This window comes from Streptococcus oralis, from assembly GCF_023110435.1.
Lineage (GTDB): Bacteria > Bacillota > Bacilli > Lactobacillales > Streptococcaceae > Streptococcus > Streptococcus oralis_CF.
Window position 1 is genome coordinate 669,654 of sequence record NZ_JALDWB010000001.1, and the last position, 22,235, is coordinate 691,888.

The 22,235-nt window shown below is 39.7% G+C and carries 20 protein-coding genes; 6 read left to right on the plus strand and 14 right to left on the minus strand.

Features of this window, described 5'->3' with window-relative positions; genetic code table 11:
- Positions 1-39 precede the first annotated feature (39 nt).
- Both M1F97_RS03395 and abc-f read right to left on the minus strand, forming a co-directional pair.
- Complete coding sequence (locus M1F97_RS03395; RefSeq protein ID WP_247944194.1) at positions 40-903, minus strand: MutR family transcriptional regulator; 864 nt, start codon at positions 901-903, stop codon at positions 40-42.
- Positions 904-906: 3 nt separating this feature from the next.
- Positions 907-2,808 (minus strand): ribosomal protection-like ABC-F family protein, encoded by a 1,902-nt coding sequence (gene abc-f, locus M1F97_RS03400; RefSeq protein ID WP_247944195.1) that lies wholly within the window; start codon positions 2,806-2,808, stop codon positions 907-909.
- Positions 2,809-2,962: 154 nt separating this feature from the next.
- Between abc-f and M1F97_RS03405 the strand changes: the two genes are divergently transcribed.
- A complete protein-coding gene (locus tag M1F97_RS03405) occupies positions 2,963-4,681 on the plus strand; it encodes a phospho-sugar mutase (protein ID WP_247944196.1) in 1,719 nt (572 codons plus the stop codon).
- A 109-nt stretch (positions 4,682-4,790) separates the two neighbouring features.
- On the plus strand, positions 4,791-5,138 hold the full coding sequence (locus tag M1F97_RS03410; protein ID WP_247944197.1) for a GxGYxYP domain-containing protein: 348 nt from the start codon (positions 4,791-4,793) through the stop codon (positions 5,136-5,138).
- Between the two features lie 32 nt (positions 5,139-5,170).
- On the opposite strand, the gene M1F97_RS03415 is transcribed toward M1F97_RS03410, so the two are convergent.
- From M1F97_RS03415 to M1F97_RS03465, 12 genes are all read right to left on the minus strand, one after another.
- Entirely contained in the window at positions 5,171-8,425 is a 3,255-nt protein-coding gene (locus tag M1F97_RS03415) for a DEAD/DEAH box helicase family protein (RefSeq protein ID WP_247944198.1), read from the minus strand.
- Positions 8,426-8,447: 22 nt separating this feature from the next.
- The gene (locus M1F97_RS03420; protein WP_247944199.1) at positions 8,448-9,398 is read right to left on the minus strand and encodes an Abi family protein; all 951 of its coding nucleotides are present in this window, start codon (positions 9,396-9,398) and stop codon (positions 8,448-8,450) included.
- 110 nt (positions 9,399-9,508) lie between these two features.
- Positions 9,509-9,805 (minus strand): hypothetical protein, encoded by a 297-nt coding sequence (locus tag M1F97_RS09205; protein WP_432654190.1) that lies wholly within the window; start codon positions 9,803-9,805, stop codon positions 9,509-9,511.
- A complete protein-coding gene (locus tag M1F97_RS03425) occupies positions 9,760-11,355 on the minus strand; it encodes an Eco57I restriction-modification methylase domain-containing protein (RefSeq protein ID WP_432654191.1) in 1,596 nt (531 codons plus the stop codon). Before M1F97_RS03425 ends, M1F97_RS09205 begins: the two co-directional genes overlap by 46 nt.
- 106 nt (positions 11,356-11,461) lie before the next feature.
- Positions 11,462-12,271 (minus strand): MBL fold metallo-hydrolase, encoded by an 810-nt coding sequence (locus M1F97_RS03430; RefSeq protein ID WP_247944200.1) that lies wholly within the window; start codon positions 12,269-12,271, stop codon positions 11,462-11,464.
- Between the two features lies 1 nt (position 12,272).
- Positions 12,273-13,622, minus strand: a complete 1,350-nt coding sequence (gene vicK / locus M1F97_RS03435; protein ID WP_247944201.1) for a cell wall metabolism sensor histidine kinase VicK — start codon at positions 13,620-13,622, stop codon at positions 12,273-12,275.
- Positions 13,615-14,322 (minus strand): response regulator YycF, encoded by a 708-nt coding sequence (yycF, locus tag M1F97_RS03440; RefSeq protein ID WP_125399358.1) that lies wholly within the window; start codon positions 14,320-14,322, stop codon positions 13,615-13,617. The genes vicK and yycF overlap by 8 nt, the downstream gene beginning before the upstream one ends.
- 56 nt (positions 14,323-14,378) lie before the next feature.
- Positions 14,379-15,557, minus strand: a complete 1,179-nt coding sequence (mutY, locus tag M1F97_RS03445; RefSeq protein WP_247944202.1) for an A/G-specific adenine glycosylase — start codon at positions 15,555-15,557, stop codon at positions 14,379-14,381.
- Between the two features lie 86 nt (positions 15,558-15,643).
- On the minus strand, positions 15,644-16,618 hold the full coding sequence (gene pta / locus M1F97_RS03450) for a phosphate acetyltransferase (protein WP_000451594.1): 975 nt from the start codon (positions 16,616-16,618) through the stop codon (positions 15,644-15,646).
- A 42-nt stretch (positions 16,619-16,660) separates the two neighbouring features.
- The gene (locus M1F97_RS03455) at positions 16,661-17,557 is read right to left on the minus strand and encodes an RluA family pseudouridine synthase (RefSeq protein WP_247944203.1); all 897 of its coding nucleotides are present in this window, start codon (positions 17,555-17,557) and stop codon (positions 16,661-16,663) included.
- Positions 17,554-18,372 (minus strand): NAD kinase, encoded by an 819-nt coding sequence (locus M1F97_RS03460; RefSeq protein ID WP_247944204.1) that lies wholly within the window; start codon positions 18,370-18,372, stop codon positions 17,554-17,556. Before M1F97_RS03460 ends, M1F97_RS03455 begins: the two co-directional genes overlap by 4 nt.
- Positions 18,356-19,027 carry a GTP pyrophosphokinase gene (locus M1F97_RS03465; protein WP_167265563.1) on the minus strand — a complete coding sequence of 224 codons (672 nt, stop codon included), beginning with the start codon at positions 19,025-19,027 and terminating at the stop codon, positions 18,356-18,358. Before M1F97_RS03465 ends, M1F97_RS03460 begins: the two co-directional genes overlap by 17 nt.
- A gap of 128 nt (positions 19,028-19,155) precedes the next feature.
- Here M1F97_RS03465 and M1F97_RS03470 point away from each other — a divergent pair, with 128 nt between their 5' ends.
- The 4 genes from M1F97_RS03470 (at position 19,156) to M1F97_RS03485 (ending at position 22,229) form a co-directional block, all read left to right on the plus strand.
- Positions 19,156-19,725 (plus strand): CYTH domain-containing protein, encoded by a 570-nt coding sequence (locus tag M1F97_RS03470; RefSeq protein WP_247944205.1) that lies wholly within the window; start codon positions 19,156-19,158, stop codon positions 19,723-19,725.
- 67 nt (positions 19,726-19,792) lie between these two features.
- A complete protein-coding gene (locus tag M1F97_RS03475) occupies positions 19,793-20,752 on the plus strand; it encodes a ribose-phosphate diphosphokinase (protein WP_001283842.1) in 960 nt (319 codons plus the stop codon).
- A gap of 9 nt (positions 20,753-20,761) precedes the next feature.
- Positions 20,762-21,877, plus strand: a complete 1,116-nt coding sequence (locus M1F97_RS03480) for a cysteine desulfurase family protein (protein ID WP_247944206.1) — start codon at positions 20,762-20,764, stop codon at positions 21,875-21,877.
- Between the two features lie 4 nt (positions 21,878-21,881).
- Positions 21,882-22,229, plus strand: coding sequence for a DUF1831 domain-containing protein (locus M1F97_RS03485; protein ID WP_093585261.1), 348 nt, complete (start codon positions 21,882-21,884; stop codon positions 22,227-22,229).
- The last annotated feature ends 6 nt before the right edge of the window (positions 22,230-22,235 follow it).

Genomic DNA, 22,235 nt, shown 5'->3' on the forward strand with positions numbered 1-22,235 from the left:
CTGAAAAGAGTCTCTTTATTTTTCCCTTATTTGGGAAAATTAATCTTTTACAAATTTTTCATAATGTTCCTGATAGTAGGCTACTTGCTCTGGAAGACCTAGTAGGTCAAAAATACGCATGGCCTCTTTCATCTGCTTACAGCCTTCTTTACACTGTCCTTTTTGGTACAAGGAAAAGCCTTTTAGATAATGGAAAATATTACGCTCATAAAGCTTAATACCTTTACCAATAATCTTCTCTGTATAAATCTCAAAATAGCTTGCATTATCAAAAGAAGCATGCTCTAAACAATGCTGGTAACAATTGAGGGCCAAAATCAAGACCAGTTTTCTATGGCGACCAATTTCTTGATAAAATTCTTCCCTCTCCATAACTTCTCTTCCAATTCGAGCCACATAGTCCACATTGTAGAAAGTATAGAGATTCCCGAAAAGAATCAACTCATACATAGTCCATTCTTCTGTTTGAAAAAGATAATCCGCTACCTTTTCCAAATCACTCTGCTTCATCGTGTAACTAGCATCTCTTTGACAAATCAGACCTTGTAGCAGAATCCAATTCAGCTCAAAATAGAGGGGATTGGTCGAACTCTTCGCTTTCTTGAGCTGTTCATTTTGAAGCTGTTGAAAACCTGCAATATCATTTGAGTAGTAAAGGGGTACAATTTGTCCCATCATGGCAACATGTTCATGATAGTGAAATTTTCTTGCCTTATCCATGAAATTTTCGATTGTGACATGAATGTTATCCAAAATCTCAAAGAAACGTGAGACCGCTAGGTCAGACTCCCCAAGCTCGAAGCGAGATAATTGAGATGTTGAACATGATTCACCTGCCGCCTCTTTCAAGGAGTACTTCCCACTTGTTCGAAATTCACGAAATACCTTTCCAAGATGTTCCATTTCTTACACCTGCTCCGATAATTCTTCCCACTCAAGCATAGCCTCTTCCTGACGATGGCTGATTTTATCCAGTTCAGCCTGCAATTCCATGAGTTTTTCGGCATCGTTTGTCTCCAACATTTGTTCAGAAATAGTTTGGCTTTGACTTTCTAACTCTTCGATTTCAGCCTCTAAACTCTCGATTTGTCGCATGAGCTTACGGGCTTCTTTCTGACTTTCTTTCTGAGCCTGGTAGTCATTGACTGGGCTCGGTTCTTTTGCTTGATTGTTAGTTGAAGCTTCCTCAGTTTGAATCATTTCTACTTCTGCTTTCTTATCAACATAGTAGTCATAATCTCCAAGATAGAGGGTCGAACCATTCTCAGACAATTCCAAAACATGAGTGGCTACACGGTTGATAAAGTAACGATCATGACTGACAAACAGCAGGGTCCCGTCAAAGTCAATCAGGGCATTTTCTAACACTTCCTTGCTATCAATATCCAAGTGGTTGGTCGGCTCGTCAAGGATCAGGAAGTTATTATTTTCCATAGACAATTTAGCCAATAGCAAACGAGCTTTCTCGCCACCAGATAACATTCCTACTGATTTTTTAACATCATCTCCTGTGAAAAGGAAGGCACCAAGGCGGTTGCGGATCTCAACTTCTGGAGTCAGTTTAAAATCATTCCAGAGTTCATCAAGTACCGTATTACTTGCGGTCAACTTACTTTGAGTCTGATCATAGTAGCCAACCTCAACATTGGCACCAAATCGCTTTTCTCCCCTGATAAAAGGAATCTGGTCTACTATCGACTTGATAAAGGTTGATTTGCCAATACCATTTGGTCCGACAATCGCAACAGCGTTCATCTTACGAAGGTCTAGGTTGATAGGTTCTGACAATATTTCCCCATCATAGCCAATGGCTGCATTTTCAACAGTCAAAACGACATTTCCCGACGTTTTTTCAGACTGGAAGGTCATATTGGCTGATTTCTTGCCAGCTTCAGGCTTGTCTAAGCGATCCATTTTTTCCAGTTGTTTGCGTCGAGATTGAGCACGCTTGGTCGTTGAAGCTCGCACTAGATTGCGATTGACAAAGTCTTCTAGAGCCGCGATTGCCTTTTGTTGCTTTTCATAGTTTTTGGCTTCCGTTGCTAGCTTTTGTTCTTTCAGCTCAACAAAACGAGAGTAATTCCCCACATAGCGATCCAAAGAATGTTTGGTCAAATCGAGCGTAATTGTTGCAACCTTGTCCAAGAAATAGCGGTCGTGGCTGACAATAATGAGAGCACCGCTATAGTTCACCAAGTAATTCTCTAGCCAGGCAATGGTTTCAATATCCAAGTGGTTGGTTGGTTCGTCCAAGACTAAGAGATTGGGCTTTTCAAGGAGCATTTTGGCCAAAGCCAGACGGGTATTTTGACCACCTGAAAGCTCAGCGATTTTCATCTGCCACATAGTCTCATCAAACTTGAAACCATTCAAGATCGCTCGAATATCAGCTTCGTAGGTAAAGCCACCTGCTTGACGAAAATTCTCAGACAAACGATCATAATCTGCCATCAGTTTATCCAAATCCTCACCAGACTTTTCACCCATTTCCAATTCCATCTGGCGCAGTTGTGTCTCCGTTCGACGTAAATCATCAAAAACATGGAGCATTTCATCGTAGATGGTATTTTCAGACTCAAAACGGCTATCTTGGGCTAGGTAAGACAGAGAAACATCTTTTTTCTTATTGATTTCTCCACTAGTTGGCTCCTCTTCTCCAACTAAAATCTTCAAAAGAGTGGACTTACCAGCACCATTTTTCCCAACAAGAGCAATTCGGTCTCGTTCATCTACTTGCAGGTTTATATTATCAAACAAAAGCTCGCCTGCAAAAGAACGTTCAATTTTATTGGCTTGTAAAATAATCATATAGGTAGTATAGCATGTTTCCCTAAGGGGTTCAAGACTATAGAATCCATTTCATTTCAAGCTTTTTCAGAAAGTTATGCTAACGTTTTACTAAAATGATAAATCGTGATATAATGAAAGCGATTAAAAGAATTTACAAAAAAGGAGACACTTTATGACTTACCAAGAAAATTATCAAAAATGGGTCGATTTTGCTGACCTTCCAGACTACCTTCGTCAAGATTTGGAAAATATGGATGAAAAAACAAAGGAAGATGCCTTCTATACCAATCTTGAATTTGGTACTGCTGGTATGCGTGGATTGATCGGTGCTGGTACAAATCGTATCAATATCTATGTTGTCCGTCAAGCAACTGAAGGTTTGGCTCGTTTGATTGAGTCAAAAGGTGGAAATGAAAAAGAACGCGGTGTGGCGATTGCATACGATAGCCGCCACTTCTCTCCAGAATTTGCCTTTGAATCTGCTGCAGTTCTTGCAAAACATGGTATCAAATCTTACGTATTTGAAAGCCTCCGTCCAACTCCAGAACTTTCATTCGCTGTTCGTCACCTCAACTGTTTCGCAGGTATCATGATTACTGCCAGTCACAACCCTGCTCCATTTAACGGTTACAAGGTTTACGGTGAAGACGGTGGACAAATGCCTCCTCACGATGCAGATGCTTTGACGACTTACATCCGTGCAATCGAAAATCCATTCGCAGTTGAAGTTGCTGATGTGGAAGCTGAAAAAACTTCTGGCTTGATTGAAGTCATTGGTGAAGCTGTCGATGTAGAATACCTTAAAGAAGTCAAAGATGTGAACATCAACCCAGCCTTGATCGAAGAATTTGGTAAAGACATGAAGATTGTCTACACACCACTTCACGGTACTGGTGAAATGTTGGCTCGTCGTGCTCTTGCTCAAGCAGGATTTGACTCAGTTCAAGTTGTTGAAGCGCAAGCAACTGCTGACCCAGACTTCTCAACTGTAAAATCTCCTAACCCAGAAAGCCAAGCAGCCTTTGCACTTGCAGAAGAACTTGGTCGTCAAGTTGGTGCAGACGTTCTTGTCGCAACTGACCCTGACGCTGACCGTGTCGGTGTCGAAGTTCTTCAAAAAGATGGTAGCTACCTCAACCTTTCAGGTAACCAAATCGGTGCCATCATGGCTAAATACATCTTGGAAGCCCACAAAAACGCTGGAACACTTCCTGAAAATGCTGCTCTCTGCAAGTCTATCGTATCAACTGACTTGGTAACGAAGATTGCTGAAAGCTACGGCGCAACCATGTTCAACGTTTTGACTGGTTTCAAATTCATCGCAGAGAAAATCCAAGAATTTGAAGAAAAACACAATCACACTTACATGATGGGATTTGAAGAAAGCTTTGGTTACTTGATCAAACCATTCGTACGTGATAAAGACGCGATCCAAGCCGTTCTTGTCGTTGCTGAGCTTGCTGCCTACTATCGTTCACGTGGTTTGACACTTGCTGATGGTATCGAAGAAATCTACAAAGAGTACGGCTACTATGCAGAAAAAACAATCTCTGTTACCCTTTCAGGTGTCGATGGTGCTGAACAAATCAAAGCAATTATGGCTAAATTCCGTAACAATGCTCCAAAAGAATGGAATGCAACAGCTATCACTGTCGTAGAAGACTTCAAGGCTCAAACTGCTACTGCTGCTGACGGTACTGTTACAAACTTGACAACTCCTCCAAGTGATGTTTTGAAATACACACTTGCTGACGGTTCATGGATTGCCGTTCGTCCTTCAGGTACAGAACCAAAAATCAAGTTCTACATTGCCGTTGTGGGTGAAAGCAACGAAGATTCACAAACTAAGATTGCCAACATCGAAGCAGAAATCAATGCCTTTGTAAAATAAGTAAGATAAAAGGTGAGATAAAACAATCTCATCTTTTTTTCGTATCAAATTCGAGCAATTTTCGAAACTTTGTGGCATACTAGTTTTATCAAAAAAGAGAGGTATTCTTATGAATCAGTTTTTAGAAGATATTAAAGACCTTGAAGTGACTACAGTTGCACGTGCCCAAGAAGCACTCGATAATAACGAAACAGCAACCTTCTTCATCGGTCGCAAAACTTGCCCTTACTGCCGTAAATTTGCTGGCACATTGGCAGGTGTCGTAGCTGAAACCAAAGCGCACATCTACTTCATCAACAGTGAAGAACCAAGCCAATTGGAAGCCTTGCAAGATTTCCGTTCACGTTATGGAATTCCAACTGTACCAGGTTTTGTCCACATTGCAGATGGTCAAATTAATGTCCGTTGCGACTCTTCAATGTCCGCACAAGAAATCAGAGAATTCGCTGGATTGTAAAAGACAACAAAAGAAGGCACTCGCCTTCTTTTTTAATTGTATTCAAAATATCTATCAACCAATTCCTGAATTCTACCTTCTTTGGCAGCAGGGATGGTATCTTCTAAAACAAAGTTCCTTCTACTAATATCTTGAGAGAGATTTCCAAAGATAAAATTCGTCGAAATGTTATAGATAATCTCTGAAGGCGCGAATCCATAAACTTGATTTTCTAGGATATGTTTTAAGCGGTCTTCAGGATTTGGAAAGGCTTCTTTCAAGCCATTGCTGTTATATAGTCGCTTAACAAGTTCTGCAATATAGAGACCTGACTTCATGTACAAATCAATAAATGTCTTAGATGGGTCATCGAAGATTCCTGGGTTTTCTTTCTCAAGATCATCTACCATTCTCTTCACTACCCGTTTAGGAGTGAAAATCTGGTTGGTTTTTTGTGGTGGAATATAGTCGAAAATATCTTCTTTTTGATCTTTAAAATAATCTGCCAACTCCTCTTTCTTGCGAAGAAATTCTTGGATGGCTTCATCAAATGTTGCTCGATCAAAGAGATGTCCTGCAAAATCCTGCCCACCATCTCTCAAATAACGAAATTGGTCAATCGTTATACCAGTCACTTCAAAGAAGACATGCTCAGGAACAAAGGTGTCAAAATTATCAAGTGTTAGAGATTGATCACCGTAGGCCATGATGAAACTTGGAATTGTTCGTGCAAATCCTCGAAGATGGTCCCGAATCTCATCTTGGGCTGATTGTTTCAACTGTTCCACACGTTTTATCTCAACCTGTTCTATAAACTTCTCGGGCATTCTTTCCACTTCTTTTTTGAGTGTTTGTTCTAGTTTTTCTTTATGAATGAGATTATTTTCTTCTAAACGTTTTTCAAGAACTTCTTGAATCTTATCTTTTTGCTCTTTATCATTTTCTTCCTTGAGCTGTTGTTGCAATTCTTCCTTGATATGAGCTTCAGAAATTTTACGTTCTATCTCATTTTTTCGAACTTCGTTCTCCAATGTTGCCACGATTTGTTTCTTGATCTGGTCTGTTTCCCGAGTTTTCAGATCATATCCAGCTTTCAATTCCTCTACAATTACTGAAGAAACGGTCTTACTCAAGTCATTAACCAACTGTTTTTGAGTTCGTTCCTCATCTTTTGTGACTAGTTCAACAACAGACTGTCCAAGTCCATAAACTTTTTCACCAAAAAGTCGCGTTTGTTGATTGACCACGATTTCATGGTCAACCACTGCATTTCCCTCGTCATCCACTGTAACATCTGAAAAATCTAGTAAATCAGAAGGTGTTTGTAACTTGCCTTCCTTTTCAACTGGAAGTTCATTTAAAATATCTAGAACGGTTTGACTAGCTTGGAAAATTCCACTAATGTTATCAAAAAGGAGATTGGACATAAAGCCTCGTTTGAGAACTTCTCTAGCTTTTATCTGACGAGGTATAGTTAGTACTGCCTTGGCATCAATTTCAACCATCTTACCTGCACGATCTTCTGCTATCACAGGGAAGAAATTAAGTAATTCTCTAATGTTTTCTTCACGAGTTGTGGAAGTTCCTCCACCTCCTGCAGTTGCAAGTGATAAGTTGTTCGCAAACTCATCAAAGAGAATCAGGGTTCTTTCTGGTGCAAAGTCAAATACATAGGCTCTTTCTTTGCGGAAGTGATTTCCTTTGTTATCGCTCCATGAGTATGGATTTTGAGCACGGAAGGCAGCTTGCATATAAATGGCGGGTGATTTTAAGTTTGATAACATCAATACGCCTGTCCATTCAGGGATCGTCACACCTGTGGTCAATTGACCGACGGATAGGGTAATGGTTTTGTCATTCTCTGCTATCGCTTTTCTAACCAAGTCTAAAGATTTGAGTTTGACCTTATCATCTTCCTCGGACATGCGCCCGTCACCAGCAGCTAAAACAATATCATAGTTTTCATAGATGGGATGTTCCTCTAGCAGTGCCTTTAAAGCCTTAGCTGAAGCCACACGTTCTAAGAGCCAAAAAGTATGCTTGAGTTCGTTCCGAAGTTCTTTGGTTGAAAATGGATACTTTTCATTGCTTGATAGAGTATCTAACCAGTTTCTGACATCTTGCTCATGGATAAATTTCCCTTTATCATCTGTAGCGAAGAACTCACTCAAGTCAAAAGCATAGTCGATATTCTCTCCATCGAGTTGAGCACCTTTTTCTAGCTCTTCTCCAATCATCTGAGACATTTGATAGGTAAAGAGATTTAACTGAGGCAAGCTCTCATATGGATTTTCCTCTTCTTGCTCAGGCGACCAAGTCGTTTTGGCTGCCTGCTCATCAGCGTAAGACCAGTTGTAGATCTGCTCCTCGGTAAATTCTCCCTTTGCCAATGCCTTAAATGGAGTTCCTGATAGATGCAAGGTAAAGTTACGACGGATCTTATTAAAGGCCTGATCTGTCTTGAAGGTATCTACTCCTTCGTGAGCTTCATCGATAACTAACAAATCCCAATGTAGATCAGTTACCCATTTAAGTTTATTGTGCTCTCCACCAAGATAAGCAGAGCCTTTCAAGTCTTGGAGACTGATAAAAGCAAGTTGTCTTACATCGTCATCTAAAATACCAACAAATTCTTTACGTGACAAGGTTGGTCTATTTTTAAGACTGTCTGTTTCTGAAACAAACTTGTAAGTCGTTTGACCTGCTATAAATTTTTCAAAATCATCGTACCATGAGTTGGCAATGGCAGGTCGGTTTGTTACAATCAGGACATTGACAGCATCAATTCGACGAGCTAGGTCATAGGTAGATAAGGTTTTACCAAAACGTGGCTTGGCATTCCAGAGGAACTTACCTCCTAGATGATTTTTGAAGTAAGCTAAGGTCTTAACAACTGCTTCTTCTTGCTCTTGTCGCAGAGTATAGTCCTGTCCTTGACCAGGCTGATAACCTGACAAATCATGCTGAACAAACTTATCAAAAAGATTTTTAGATTTCTCAGGTGTCCCATTAAAGTAAAACCATTCCGTCTTAGGGCGACGTTCCACATCATGGAAAGAAAGGAAATGGTGGAAATCATGGTCCTTAAAAGTCTTTCCCTTATCAGGTTCTTCCGTATAGGCGGCATCCCCAGTCCATAAGACATCTGTATCTATATGAGCAGTATGCGTTTGTTCTTTAATCCGTTGCGTGACATCACGCTCCGTATAACCAATCTTAATCCATCCCTCATTACTAGTTACTGTCGGAGTGGTGTAAGCATAGATTTTAGGATGAATCTCTTTAGAGGTTTTAATTTCTACTGGCATAAGTATTCCTTTTTTAAAAAAATTAAGCTAGTTTTTCCATTTCTATTAAATCTATTCCCATCGTGTTTAAAATATCATCAAACACTACAGTTTTAAATTCATCAGCATACTGATTGAACAGACTTCTTAAAGCTTTATACAATCTTTGAAAATCTTTCTTATCAAGTACAATTTTTAAAAATAGAATGAGCACTATGAAACGTTTATTATCATATCTTCTTATCCCAAAATGATTTGCTATTTGAGATATTCGAACATTTCTTAAATTAACATTGTACAGTCGTTCATCATGTGCACAGATATTTCTAACCAAGTTAGCCACTTTCAAACATGCACTTAAATCTGCACTAGATAGTCTAAATGTATTGTCTTTATTCTGTGTTCTATATTTATCTGTATAAAATTTTGCGATAATATTTTTTGTGATATCCGTTAAAATGTTGTAAAAATTAGCAATGTTCCCCATTGTAAGAAAATTAACTAAAACCCAAAGTGGTACTTCTCCGTGTTCTTCAATATAATGTTTGATAGCGCCACTTCTATCTACCTTATCATGAATCGTCTTGGTTAAGATAGAGATTTGTTGAAGAACTTTTTTAGGATCATTGTCTACAAAATTTGCAATATCTAAATAAGCATTCTTACGAGGGTATTTTTTAGAGAATTCATATGCAACTGTAGTCTTTATAGAATTTTCGAATATCAATAAATATTTCAATAATAATATCCTTAGTTCTCTATCAAATAAAAACAAGGCCTTTAGTTCGTTAAAGTGAGTTCCTTCTTGATAAAGTTCAGGCTCAACAGGTAGATTATTGCTGTCCTTTACTAAAAATAAATCTTTATAACCGTTTATAACATTGTAATAGTTTTCTTGTTCTAAAAATCTCTTTGGCTTCCCATTTGTTGGGACTACAACACCCCTATTTCTTAAGATTGTTAACTGCTGATTAAATGTTTTATGTTCCTTCAAACTTATCTCCTATAAAACAAAAAAGGGTCAGGGCATCGTATGCTTCCTGACCTAATCCTATGTGTCTATTATAGATCACTGAGCATAATTTGTCAAATAAAAATACTTTTCTAATCCATTTCCTTCACATGTATTTTAATAAAAGCTATATGCTCTGGAGAAAGACCATATTTTTGATAGAGCTGACGGTCAATATCAGCCACCGATTGTGTCCAATCAATGTCCGAATTGACCGTAAAGTCTTGGAGAGGGACATTTTGCCAAGTATCTTTATTATTATCCTGAGTAATCTTAAGAGTCCCTAACAATGTTCTACAAAATGTTGTTTTAATATATTTTAGACAGTTTTCAGCTTCAACTTCTAAATCAAAATTACCAAAAGAAATAAAAGATTGTGTATAACCCACGAGTGGGGTACCCACGAGTGGGGTCGATAGGACTTAGGCAACAATACTTTATATTTATTCAGATTCCCGTGTTTCTCAATGTATTTTTTATTTATATATTTATACTGACGTTTATTTTTGATAAGACCTAATACCTTAATATCATCATCTGATTGTGTTATGTCTGTAAATAATGGAAGTTGTTCAAAAATTGATGTAGTTAGGCGTTTCTCTTTTCCATCACTACCAATAACAGAGTGTAACTCTGGATAATCGCTATAAACAGCATCTAAATTAAATTTATTTTGTAAATGAATAATTGGAGCAATTGGTTTAAAATTTTTATGATTAATAACTAACTGTAAAATTTCATTCAATTCAGTAAAAGGTGTATATGTTTTTATCGCTCCAAAAACTCTATCATTATCGTGGTAACTAATCGTAACTCCACCTTTAATATCCGTACCAGGAAAAACTTTCGAAGAATCTTGGACATAATACATGACTTTGAAATGTTCATTCAACAGCATTTTTTCATTCCATGATTTTGGTGTTTTCCCTGCCTTAAATAAAAACCTTGCAGGTGTTATCAATACTGATTTTCTACTAATTTTATAAGATTCATCCATGAAATGATGATATATTGGTTTATCACTTGTTCCTTGTAATTCCTCCTGATACGGCGGATTTCCTATCACAACATCAAATTTCATTTCACTTTCCTTACTAGATAGGCACTCAAAACCTATCATTTTATTCTTTTTCCAGTCTTTGATTTGGGTTTTAGATTCTTCTACTTCTTGGACTTCTAGCTCATCTGAAAACAAGCTTAGCTGTTGAGATTGTTCTTGTCTAGCTGAGTAAGGACTGATTTTTTTCAATCCATCCATCTGAAAGACATTGTAGGATATAATAGTCGCAATTTCTTTCTTTTGCTCTAAGGTCGGTTGATTTCCAGTCTTTGCAAGATAGTAGTCCTCGAAGGTCGCTAAAAGATTTTCACGCGCCAAAAGCAGAGAATCTCCTTGATACTCATAGCCATAAGAAGCTCGATAAGCTTTTTTTACAAGGTCATAAAAGTTGACTTCATCTGTGACCTCTCGACTAATGCGCTGCAATTTTCTATCAACAAAACCAACTCGCTCAGATAATGGAATTTCCTCACCAGTCACTGTATCATAACGCGTTACCATATAAGGTGCTTCACCACAGGTGATTTCTAGCCAGCGCACTTGAATATAAGCTTCAAGATCCAGAGCTTCAAGTTCAGCTTCCACGTAGCCATTTTGCTTTTCAACCAACCAAGTTGGCGTAAAGACTTCGGCTCTAATCTTGGTTCGGTCTTTTTGCTCATACTTAGACTTTTCTGATCGAGGTTGAATCAAGTTTGCATAGGTTCCCGTCACCCTACTTGGAGTAATGCGGTCACTTGGAGCAAATCCCTTTCCCAACAATTCATAAGAATGAGTCGCCCAAACAATATTTCTCTTTGTCGTTCGATCTTTTAAAAGAATTTTTAATAAGTCAGCAGACTCCAAAGCCAACTGTTCTTCACTAATATCTATCGTCATAAGGCAACCTTTCTCGTACTATAAACCTTATTATATCATATTTTAAATGGTGTTTGGAGTACAAAATAATAGCTATACAAAACAAAAGAAGGCGGGCGCCTTCTTTTTATATATCTGTCAGTGGTGTTGCTGTATCTGGGGAAGTGTCGTAAACCTTAAAGTCTACTCCTACTCCCAGATCAGCTTGAGCCAGCTGATTGACCATGGTCATATGAGCCAACTCCTTGATATTGTTCTCTTTGGACAAATGCCCTAGGTAGATTTTCTTGGTTCGATTTCCCATTGCACGAATCATGGCCTCAGCACCGTCTTCGTTAGAAAGGTGACCGAGATCCGATAGAATTCGCTGTTTGAGTCGCCAAGCGTAAGAACCTGCTCGCAAGATTTCCACGTCGTGGTTGGACTCAATGAGATAACCGTCAGCATTCTCGACAATCCCTGCCATACGGTCACTAACATAACCTGTATCGGTCAACATGACAAAACTCTTGTCATCTTTCATAAAGCGATAAAACTGAGGTGCGACTGCATCGTGGCTGACCCCAAAACTCTCAATGTCGATATCGCCAAAGGTTTTGGTTTTTCCCATTTCAAAAATGTGCTTCTGCGATGAATCCACCTTGCCGAGGTACTTGCTATTTTCCATAGCCTGCCAAGTTTTCCCATTAGCGTAAAGGTCCATACCATACTTACGAGCCAATACACCGACTCCATGGATATGGTCGGAATGCTCATGCGTAATCAAAATCGCATCCAAATCCTCAGGTTTGCGGTTGATTTCACTCAAGAGACTGGTAATTTTCTTACCAGACAACCCTGCATCCACTAAGATTTTCTTTTTTGGGGTTTCCAGATAAAAGGAATTTCCACTGGAACCTGATGCTAAAATACTGTATTTAAAGCCTATTTCACTCATTCTAGTCTTCTATTTCGTCCTCCCATATTTCTTCTTTTACGGCATCCTTATCATAAGGGAGCACTATGGTAAAGGTTGAGCCCTTACCGTATTCACTTTTGGCCCAAATAAAGCCATTGTGTTGTTTGATGATTTCTTTGGCGATAGCCAGACCTAGACCAGTTCCACCTTGTGCACGACTTCTTGCGCGATCCACACGGTAGAAGCGGTCGAAAATCTTCGGCAAATCTTGTTTTGGAATGCCTAGACCTTGGTCTTTGATAGATAAAATCATCTGGTCTTCAGTGGTTTTCATGCTGACAGTGATTTTCCCACCATCTGGTGAGTACTTGATAGCATTGTTAAGAATATTATCAATCACCTGGGTCATTTTATCGGTATCAATCTCAATCCAAACTGAATTGATTGGGTAATCTCGAACCAGCTCATATTTTTTCTCCTCATCCTGACTTCTCATCTTATCAAAGCGGTTGAGGATAAAGGTGATGAAGGCCGTAAAGTTAATCAACTCCACATCTAACTGAGTTGTCGCATTATCAATACGAGAGAGATGCAAGAGATCTGTCACCATCCGCATCATACGGTTGGTTTCATCAAGCGAAACCTTGATAAAATCAGGAGCAACAGGATCATACAAGGCTCCCTCGTCTAAGGCTTCAAGATAAGATTTAACACTCGTCAAAGGAGTCCTCAACTCATGGCTAACATTGGACACGAAGAGTCTCCGTTCACGCTCTTCCTTCTCCTGTTCAGTCGTATCGTGCAAAACGGCAACCAAACCAGAGATGAATCCAGACTCACGACGAATGAGTGCAAAACGCACACGAAGGCTAAGATATTCTCCATTAGCATTTTGGGAATCAATCATCAATTCGGGAATCTGTGTAATCAGCTCACGTAGCTCATACTCATCTTCTATCTTAAGCAATTCGAGGATGCTTTTGTTCAATGCTTCTTCTTTTACGATACCCAGCTGTTTCTTAGCCATATCGTTAATCATAGTAATCTGACCACGGCGATTGGTTGCAAGAACTCCATCTGTCATATAAGAAAGAATACTGTTAAGCCTTTTTGTTTCTTGCTCCAGATTTTCCTGCGTTAAACGAATGACCTCAGATAAATCATTGAGGTTATTGGTGATGTTGGTAATTTCAGAGCTTCCCTGCATATCCAATACTCGAGAATAATCCCCTGCAATCAAATCCTTGACCTTTTGATTAATCTGCTTTAGTCGAATATTATCACGGCGATTTTCTAGCAATAGCAAGGTGACCACCAAGATAAAGCCCAGCAAAATCAAAATAAAGATAAAATCACTGGTCAGAATCGTTTGTCTAATATCTTCAATCATTATTTCTCATATAGTACCCCACACCACGACGTGTTAGGATGTATTCTGGACGGCTTGGAGTGTCTTCAATTTTTTCACGCAAACGTCGGATGGTCACGTCTACTGTACGAACATCACCAAAATAATCATAGCCCCAAACAGTCTCAAGTAAGTGTTCACGAGTAATGACTTGTCCAATATGGGAAGCCAAGTGGTACAAGAGCTCAAACTCGCGATGAGTCAACTCTAATTCCTCACCATATTTTTTGGCCACGTAAGCATCTGGAACGATTTCCAAATCGCCAATCTGCAGGGGTTGGGATTTCTTTTCATCAGACTCTTGACTATCAGCTGAAGCGAGATCTGTACGACGGAGTAATGCCTTGACACGCGCCTGCAATTCACGGTTTGAGAAAGGCTTTGTGACATAATCATCTGCACCTAACTCCAAACCAATAACCTTGTCAAATTCACTATCCTTAGCTGAGAGCATAATGATAGGCACACTACTCGTCTTACGAATGGCTTTGGCTACTTCTAAACCATCAATTTCAGGTAGCATCAAGTCTAGAATAATAATATCTGGTTGTTCTGCCTCAAATAGCTCGATAGCTTCTCTACCGTTAAAGGCTGTTACAACCTCATAGCCTTCCTTGGTCATATTGAACTTAATAATATCTGAGATTGGTTTCTCATCATCTACAACTAATATTTTTTTCATATGTTCACCTTTTCTCTATCCATTATAACAAAAAAATGTAAAGAAGGCACAAATGGCTAATATCGGCTCTCATCTTCAAGAACTGTTTTATAAGCCTGCCAAATTTTTTGTTGAGGTTTCGCAAGTGGATAATCAGAAAACTCCTGAGGAGAAGCCCAGCGAATTTCTCTGTCATCAAATTGTTTCGAATCTGTCACCTGACCCGCTAGGATTTGAATATGCCATTTCCGATGACTAAAGACATGCTTGACTTGATCAAATACTTGATAAGACCAATCAACTTCTAAATCATAATCTTGCTCAAAACTTTCTTGGGGTGTTGGACCGAAAGTAACGCTTTTTTCAGCGACCTGAGCAAACAGATTCAGCTGTTCCTCTTCCTGTGAAAACTCCTCTACTTCTATCAAGGGGAAATGCCAAAAACCAGCTAGCAGTTTCTCACTTTCGTTTTTCTCAAGTAGATATTGACCTTGAGCATTGCGCACAACCAAAGCCTTGAGATAGATTGGGAGAGGCTTTTTCTTGGGTTCTTTAATCGGATAAGAATCCATGGTTCCATTCTGATAGGCTGCACTAAATTCCTTAACAGGGCTTTCTTCTGGTCTAGGATTAACTGGCGCCTCTATGTCAGAACCCAAATCCATCAAAGCTTGGTTAAAGTCACCCGGCCGTTCTGGATCAATCAAGATTTCCATCATAGCTTGGAAGATCTTTCGATTGCTGGGTACTCCGATATCATGATTGACCTCAAACAAGCGAGACAAAACTCGCATGACATTGCCATCAACTGCTGGCTCGGGTAGATTAAAAGCGATACTGGAAATTGCTCCCGCAGTATAAGGACCAATCCCTTTCAGACTGGAAATTCCTTCATAGGTGTTTGGAAATTTCCCTTCAAAGTCAGCCATAATCTGCTGAGCCGCAACCTGCATATTACGCACTCGAGAATAATAACCCAACCCCTCCCATGCTTTCAACAAACGTTCTTCAGGCGCATTAGCCAAACTTTCCACAGTTGGAAACCAGTTCAAGAATCGTTCATAGTAGGGAATAACTGTGTCTACTCTAGTCTGTTGGAGCATAATTTCAGAAACCCAGATATGATAGGGATTTTTACTTCTACGCCATGGTAAATCCCGTTTGTTTTCATCGTACCATTCGAGGAGCTTCTCACGAAAAGAAATGATTTTCTCCTCTGGCCACATCTCAACACCGTATTCTTTCAAATCTAACATATATCTAGTATAACATAGAAGCTCCTAACTGTCCTTTTCTTAGCGCTAAAAAAGCCTCTTCTACTAGAGGAAGAGGCTCCATTTCTTTATTGATTGATCGCCTGAGCTGCTGTGATGAGAGTCAATTTGTAAACATCATCTGGGTTACATCCACGTGATAGATCGTTGACTGGTTTATTCAATCCTTGTAGAACGGGACCGACAGCCGCAAAACCACCTAGACGTTCAGCTATCTTATAACCAATATTACCTGCTTCGATACCTGGGAAAATGAAGACATTTGCTTGACCTGCCACATTGCTCCCTGGAGCTTTTAGGGCTGCCGTTTCTGGGACAAAGGCTGCGTCAAATTGCAATTCTCCATCAATCTCAAGGTCAGGACGTAAGTCATGTGCCAGTTTAGTTGCTTCAACCACCTTGTCAACACTATCACCAAAACCAGAGCCTTTTGTAGAATAACTCAACATAGCGATTTTGGGTTCAATTCCAAACATTTTTGCAGTAATCGCTGAGTTGATAGCAATTTCAGCCAAAGCTTCCGCATCTGGATTGATGTTGAGGGCACAGTCACCAAACAAGTAACGTTCTGTACCACGTACCATAAGAAAGGCACCTGATGTCCGTGTAACATTTGGTCGTGTTTTAATAATCTGAAGAGCTGGACGAACAGTTGCAGCGGTTGAATGAGTGGCACCCGATACCATTCCATCTACCAAGCCCATATAGACAAGCATAACACCAAAGTAGTTAACATCTTTTAGCAAGACCTGGCGCGCTTCTTCTTCTGACATTTTTCCTTTACGACGTTCTACAAGTGCAACCACCATATCTTCAAATTGAGGATAGTGTTGGGGATCAATCACTTCATAACCATCCATGATCCCTTCGATTTCAAGATAAATTTTAATTTTTGCAGGATTTCCAAGTAAAACAGGAACAACTTCTGTTTCTTTTACCAAACGTTTTGTCGCTTGAAGGATACGAGGCTCTTCCCCTTCAGGTAGAACAATACGAGCATTTTTGCCAACTAAACTGGCTTTGAGACTTTCAAAAACTTCCATGAGTTTCTCCTTTAAGATAATTAATTATACTCAAAATAGATTTTAAAGAGTATTAGTTGATAACTGAATAATAAGATTGTTAAAATCATATGGCAAAGGGCTCTCCAGCTCCAGCTGACGCCCTAAGAAGGGATGATAAAATGATAAGGAATGGCAATGCAGGGCCTGGCGTTGAATGCCATCTTCTAGGCTACCACCATAGAGATCATCTCCCAACAAGGGGAAGCCAATATGAGAAAAATGCACTCGGATCTGATGAGTTCGACCAGTATGCAGGCGAATATCGACTAGGTGAATATTTCCATAAGACGCTACAACTTTATAAGATGTATGAGCGTATTTCCCACCTTTTGCGACTCGTCTCGTGATAATGGAGTCCACATCACGCGCAATCGGGGCAATAATTTCCCCTTCAGGATCCAAAACACCAGCTCCTTTAACCAAAGCAAAATACCTTTTTTCGATAGACTTTCGTTGCAGTTGCTTGTCTAAACGTGCATGAGCATAGCCGTGCTTGGCAAAGAGCATCAAACCAGATGTATCTCTATCAAGCCTGGTCACGATGTGAACCTGCTGGTTTTCATATTCCCGCTTGAGATAGTAACCCTTGATAAAATTGGCAATGGTATTAGAATGATTAACACTAGGAATAGAGGCTACCCCATAAGGCTTATTCAAAACCAGAAAATGGTCATCCTCATACAAGATATCTAGTGGTCGATCAATAGCTTCAAGGCTCTCAAACCCTTCCTCTGCTGGAATATCAATGGTAACCCTGTCTCCAACATCTAAGAGATAAGTCGCATTTTGAGGTTGATCATTGACTAGAATAGCCCCACCTCGAAACTTTATCTTAGCCAAAAGTCCTTTAGAAACCTCGTGTTTCTTAAGAAAGGTTTTGACTTTGACATGTTCATCTGCGATAAATTCAAACCTCATTCGTCCACCTCGCCGATGAAGGCATCTTTGACGCGATTCCAGAAACTAGTGTGACTTGGCGTCGCTACGAAATGAATCTTATGATGATCAATCTGGTACTCAATCCGTTCGATGTTACGGAAAGAATAGACGCTGTTATCGACTGATATCGTGTGATAGTCATTACGAGTTGGTAAAAGCTCGATTTTATCTTTCTTCGGAATGATTATCGAAGAACCAAGTGTTCGATAAACTCGGTTGTTAAGACTCGCTATTTCTGTCAACTGCAAGGCCTCAATGGTAGGATGCAACACAGCTCCCCCCAAGGATTTGTTATAGGCTGTGCTCCCTGTAGGTGTTGAGACAGTCACACCATCTCCACGAAAGCGTTCAAATGGAACGTGATTAATAATGATATCAGCAACCATGGTGCGATCTGATCGACGGATGCTGGCTTCGTTTAATGCACGGAAGGTCTTAACTTCTCCGTTTTCAAGTGTCACCTTGACATTCAAAACAGGATAGGAAACCTTGGCACCAGTATCCAGTTGGAGATTGGTAACCAACTGATCCAACTCAAAATCGCGATAATCCGTGTAAAATCCCAAGTGTCCAGTATGTACACCTACAAATCGAACCTTATCTAACTGATTCTCATACTTATGAAATGCAGACAAAAGCATCCCATCCCCACCAATCGAAATGACGATGTCGGGATTTGTATCATTAATTATAAAATGCTGTTTTTTGAGTTTTTCCCTCAGTTTATGTAAAACTTTCTGACTCTGTGGCTTTCTATTAGCTATGAGGTCAACTCGCTTACCTGTATTCTTCATCTGTATCGTCACTATTTCCTACACCGTCGTTTAGTTTTCTACTCAAAGGATCAAAGAGAGCCTGCGCTTCCTGAATGTCATCTCGAATCTTCCCCATTTCTTCATCTAGTTGATGAGCAATTTTGGCCGTGATTTCTAGTCTTTTTTTGATTTCTTCTGGGAAATCCCCCTGATACTTATAATTGAGCGAATGCTCAATGGTAGCCCAGAAATTCATAGCCAAGGTCCGGATTTGAATTTCAGCCAGAATCGTCTTGACACCACTGATGGTGTCAACTGTATACTCTACCACCACATGATAGGAGCGATAGCCCGAAGCCTTACGATGCGTGATGTAGTCACGTTCCTGTACTACTCTCATATCATGGCGTTTGCGTAAAATTGCAACAACCTCCTGAACATCATCTACAAATTGAACCATGACACGCAGCCCTGCGATATCTTGCAGGTCATTTTCCAGAGTTGCATAAGTAATTCCTCGACGAGCCATTTTTTCTTTGATACTTTCAATCGGCTTCACCCGTCCAGTAACAAACTCAATCGGAGAGTGCTTGTTTTGTTTACGATATTGTTTGCGAATCCCACGAAGCTTAATCTTCAATTCACCAACAGCTTGAATGTAAGGATCTAAAAATTCTTCCCATTCTATGGTCATATTTTCTCCCTTGTAATGTTTGATTGCCCTGTAGAAAATCTTTGATTTTTTCAGTACATTCATATACAATAAATACATTGTCCATTATACCATAAATCGCTTTCAAAGATAAAAAAAAGGTTAGAAAAATGAAACATTTAGAAATTGAACTGAAAACACTACTGAAAAAAGAGGAATATGATCATCTAAAAGAACAGTTTTCCCATATCCAACCCGTCCTACAGAAAAACTACTACATTGATACACCTGATTTCCAATTGCGTGAAAAAAAGGTTGCCATGCGCATTCGCACCTTTTCAGATTGGGCGGAGTTGACCTTGAAAGTTCCTCAAACTATTGGCAATATGGAATACAATCAAAAATTGACTCTTCCAGAGGCTGAATCTTACCTAGAAAAACAAATACTTCCTCAAGGACTCGTTCTAGAGGAACTTGCTAAGATTGGTATTCTAAGCCAAGACTGGTTTGTTCTGGGTTGTCTTGCAACTATTCGTTACGAAATGGAAACGTCGATTGGTCTAATGGCACTAGATGAAAGTCACTACTTTGATCATACAGACTACGAACTGGAGCTAGAAGTCACCGATCACGAGGAAGGAAAACGAGATTTTCAGCAATTTCTTTCAGAAAATGGTATTACTTACCAAAAAGCTCCTTCAAAATTAATTCGTTTTATTAAAAGCATGAAAAAATACTGAAATAATCTCCATTTTTTGGTAAAATAATGAAGATAAAATATTTAGAGTTTACAGAGGACGGTCTATAATGTCAGATAGAAACAACATGAAACTTTTTGCACTTAATTCCAATCATGAAATTGCACAAAAAATCGCAGAAACGGTTGGGGTACCTCTTGGAAAATTATCTTCTCGCCAATTTTCTGATGGTGAAATTCAGGTCAACATTGAAGAGAGTGTCCGTGGTTACGATGTCTACATCATCCAATCAACCAGCTACCCCGTTAGCAACCACTTGATGGAGTTGTTAATCATGGTTGATGCTTGTGTACGTGCAAGTGCTCATAGTATCAACGTTGTCCTTCCGTACTTTGGTTATGCTCGTCAGGATCGTATCGCTTCTTCTCGCGAACCCCTCACTGCAAAACTGGTTGCAAATATGCTTGTCAAGGCTGGTGTAAGTCGTGTTCTAACGCTTGACCTCCACGCTGTTCAGGTTCAAGGTTTCTTTGACATTCCAGTAGATAACCTCTATACAATTCCTCTCTTTGCTAAACACTACAGCGATAAAGGGTTGCTGGGATCAGATGTCGTTGTTGTTAGTCCAAAAAATTCTGGCGTCAAACGTGCCCGCAGTTTAGCTGAATATTTAGATGCACCAATCGCAATCATCGACTATGCTCAAGACGATTCAGAGCGTAGCCAAGGTTATATCATCGGTGATGTCGAAGGCAAGAAGGCCATCTTGATTGATGATATCCTAAATACTGGGCGTACTTTCTCAGAAGCAGCCAAAATCGTTGAGCGTGAAGGTGCAACTGAAATCTATGCGGTATCCAGTCATGGTCTCTTTGTAGAAGGCGCTGCTGACCTTCTTGATGCTACTAACATAAAAGAAATCCTTGTGACAGACTCAGTAGCCACAAAAGAAAGAACTCCGAAAAATGTGTGCTACATTACTGCTAGCGAGTTGATAGGTGATGCCATCGTCCGTATCCACGAAAGAAAACCAGTTAGCCCACTCTTTGCATATAACAAAAAGGAATAAGGTGATTCTTTGATTTATTTGGACAATGCTGCCACTACTCCAATGTCAGCAGTAGCTATCGCAGAAATGACCAAGGTCATGCAGGAAACCCATGGCAATCCTTCAAGTATTCACAGTCATGGTCGCCATGCTAGCAAACTGCTCCGTGAAGCCCGTCAGGAGTTGGCTCACTTACTAGGAACCAAACCTCAACATATCTTTTTTACGTCTGGCGGTACAGAAAGTAATAATACCGCTATTATCGGCTATTGTCTCCGCCATCAAGAGCGTGGCAAACATATCATCACGACAGCTATTGAACACCATTCTGTCCTTGAAACCATTGATTATCTGGTTCAACATTTTGGCTTTGAAACTACCATCATCCAACCAGTAAATCAAGAAATTACTGCCCAGCAAATTCAAGAAGCCTTACGTGACGATACCATCCTCGTTTCTACTATGTATGCCAATAATGAAACGGGCAGTCTCTTACCTATCGCTGAAATTGGACATATTTTAAAAGACCATCCTACTGCTTATCATGTTGATGCTGTTCAAGCTATCGGGAAAATCCCTATCCATCCAGAAGAATTAGGAATTGATTTCCTTAGTGCTTCTGCCCATAAATTCCATGGACCAAAGGGTGTCGGCTTCCTTTACGCATCGTCTGTGGACTTTGATTCCTATCTTCACGGTGGGGACCAAGAACAAAAGAAACGGGCTGGAACAGAAAACCTTGCTGCTATTGTAGGCATGGTTGCTGCTCTCAAAGAAGACTTGGATCATCAGGCTAAGCATTACCAAAAACTAGAGGGATTAAAAACTGTTTTTCTAGAAGAAATTGCAGGTCTCAACTACTATCTCAATGAAAGCCAACACCAGCTTCCTTATGTTTTCAACATTGGCTTTCCTGGTCAAAAAAATGATTTGCTCTTGCTCCGGTTAGACCTTGAAGGAATTTCAATCTCAACTGGTTCTGCTTGTACTGCTGGTATTGTGCAAACGAGCCATGTCCTAGAAGCTTTTTATGGGTCTGATTCCCATCGTTTAAAAGAGTCTATCCGTATCAGTCTCTCTCCTCTTAATACCGAGAACGAACTGAAACAACTGGCACAAACCTTAAAAAATATTATTGGAGATTAACCTAATGGCATTCGAAAAAACCATTAAACTACAAAACTGCCGCTACGACTATACACTTAGTCCATCTGTAAGAAAGTTTACACTAAAAGACAATACTTTCTTTGAAACAAAAGTCGGAAACTACGAACTGACTCGTCTTCTTGAAAAAGTTCCCAACAGCGGTGAAGGTTTCCAACTAAAAATTATCATTAACAAGGAACTTACTGGAGCCAAGCTTAACATCACTGACAAATCTGGTCTTCGTTTGGTGAATATCTTTAAATCTGAAGAACACCATATCCACCAAGAGAAATTCTACTTCCTCATGGACAGTCTTGTAGAACGCGGAATCTTCACAAAAGAAGAGAGATGATTGGCT

What these genes read in the sequence shown, in the direction of transcription:
- M1F97_RS03430 (WP_247944200.1), bottom strand. Translation starts at nt 12,271, where the DNA reads ATGAGTGAAATAGGCTTTAAATACAGTATTTTAGCATCAGGTTCCAGT.
- M1F97_RS03475 (WP_001283842.1), top strand. Translation starts at nt 19,793, where the DNA reads ATGTCAGATAGAAACAACATGAAACTTTTTGCACTTAATTCCAATCAT.
- abc-f (WP_247944195.1), bottom strand. Translation starts at nt 2,808, where the DNA reads ATGATTATTTTACAAGCCAATAAAATTGAACGTTCTTTTGCAGGCGAG.
- M1F97_RS03465 (WP_167265563.1), bottom strand. Translation starts at nt 19,027, where the DNA reads ATGACCATAGAATGGGAAGAATTTTTAGATCCTTACATTCAAGCTGTT.
- yycF (WP_125399358.1), bottom strand. Translation starts at nt 14,322, where the DNA reads ATGAAAAAAATATTAGTTGTAGATGATGAGAAACCAATCTCAGATATT.
- mutY (WP_247944202.1), bottom strand. Translation starts at nt 15,557, where the DNA reads ATGTTAGATTTGAAAGAATACGGTGTTGAGATGTGGCCAGAGGAGAAA.
- M1F97_RS03460 (WP_247944204.1), bottom strand. Translation starts at nt 18,372, where the DNA reads ATGAAGAATACAGGTAAGCGAGTTGACCTCATAGCTAATAGAAAGCCA.
- M1F97_RS03425 (WP_432654191.1), bottom strand. Translation starts at nt 11,355, where the DNA reads ATGACGATAGATATTAGTGAAGAACAGTTGGCTTTGGAGTCTGCTGAC.
- M1F97_RS03395 (WP_247944194.1), bottom strand. Translation starts at nt 903, where the DNA reads ATGGAACATCTTGGAAAGGTATTTCGTGAATTTCGAACAAGTGGGAAG.
- pta (WP_000451594.1), bottom strand. Translation starts at nt 16,618, where the DNA reads ATGGAAGTTTTTGAAAGTCTCAAAGCCAGTTTAGTTGGCAAAAATGCT.
- M1F97_RS03415 (WP_247944198.1), bottom strand. Translation starts at nt 8,425, where the DNA reads ATGCCAGTAGAAATTAAAACCTCTAAAGAGATTCATCCTAAAATCTAT.
- M1F97_RS03410 (WP_247944197.1), top strand. Translation starts at nt 4,791, where the DNA reads ATGAATCAGTTTTTAGAAGATATTAAAGACCTTGAAGTGACTACAGTT.
- M1F97_RS03405 (WP_247944196.1), top strand. Translation starts at nt 2,963, where the DNA reads ATGACTTACCAAGAAAATTATCAAAAATGGGTCGATTTTGCTGACCTT.
- M1F97_RS03455 (WP_247944203.1), bottom strand. Translation starts at nt 17,557, where the DNA reads ATGAGGTTTGAATTTATCGCAGATGAACATGTCAAAGTCAAAACCTTT.
- M1F97_RS03485 (WP_093585261.1), top strand. Translation starts at nt 21,882, where the DNA reads ATGGCATTCGAAAAAACCATTAAACTACAAAACTGCCGCTACGACTAT.
- M1F97_RS03470 (WP_247944205.1), top strand. Translation starts at nt 19,156, where the DNA reads ATGAAACATTTAGAAATTGAACTGAAAACACTACTGAAAAAAGAGGAA.
- vicK (WP_247944201.1), bottom strand. Translation starts at nt 13,622, where the DNA reads ATGATTGAAGATATTAGACAAACGATTCTGACCAGTGATTTTATCTTT.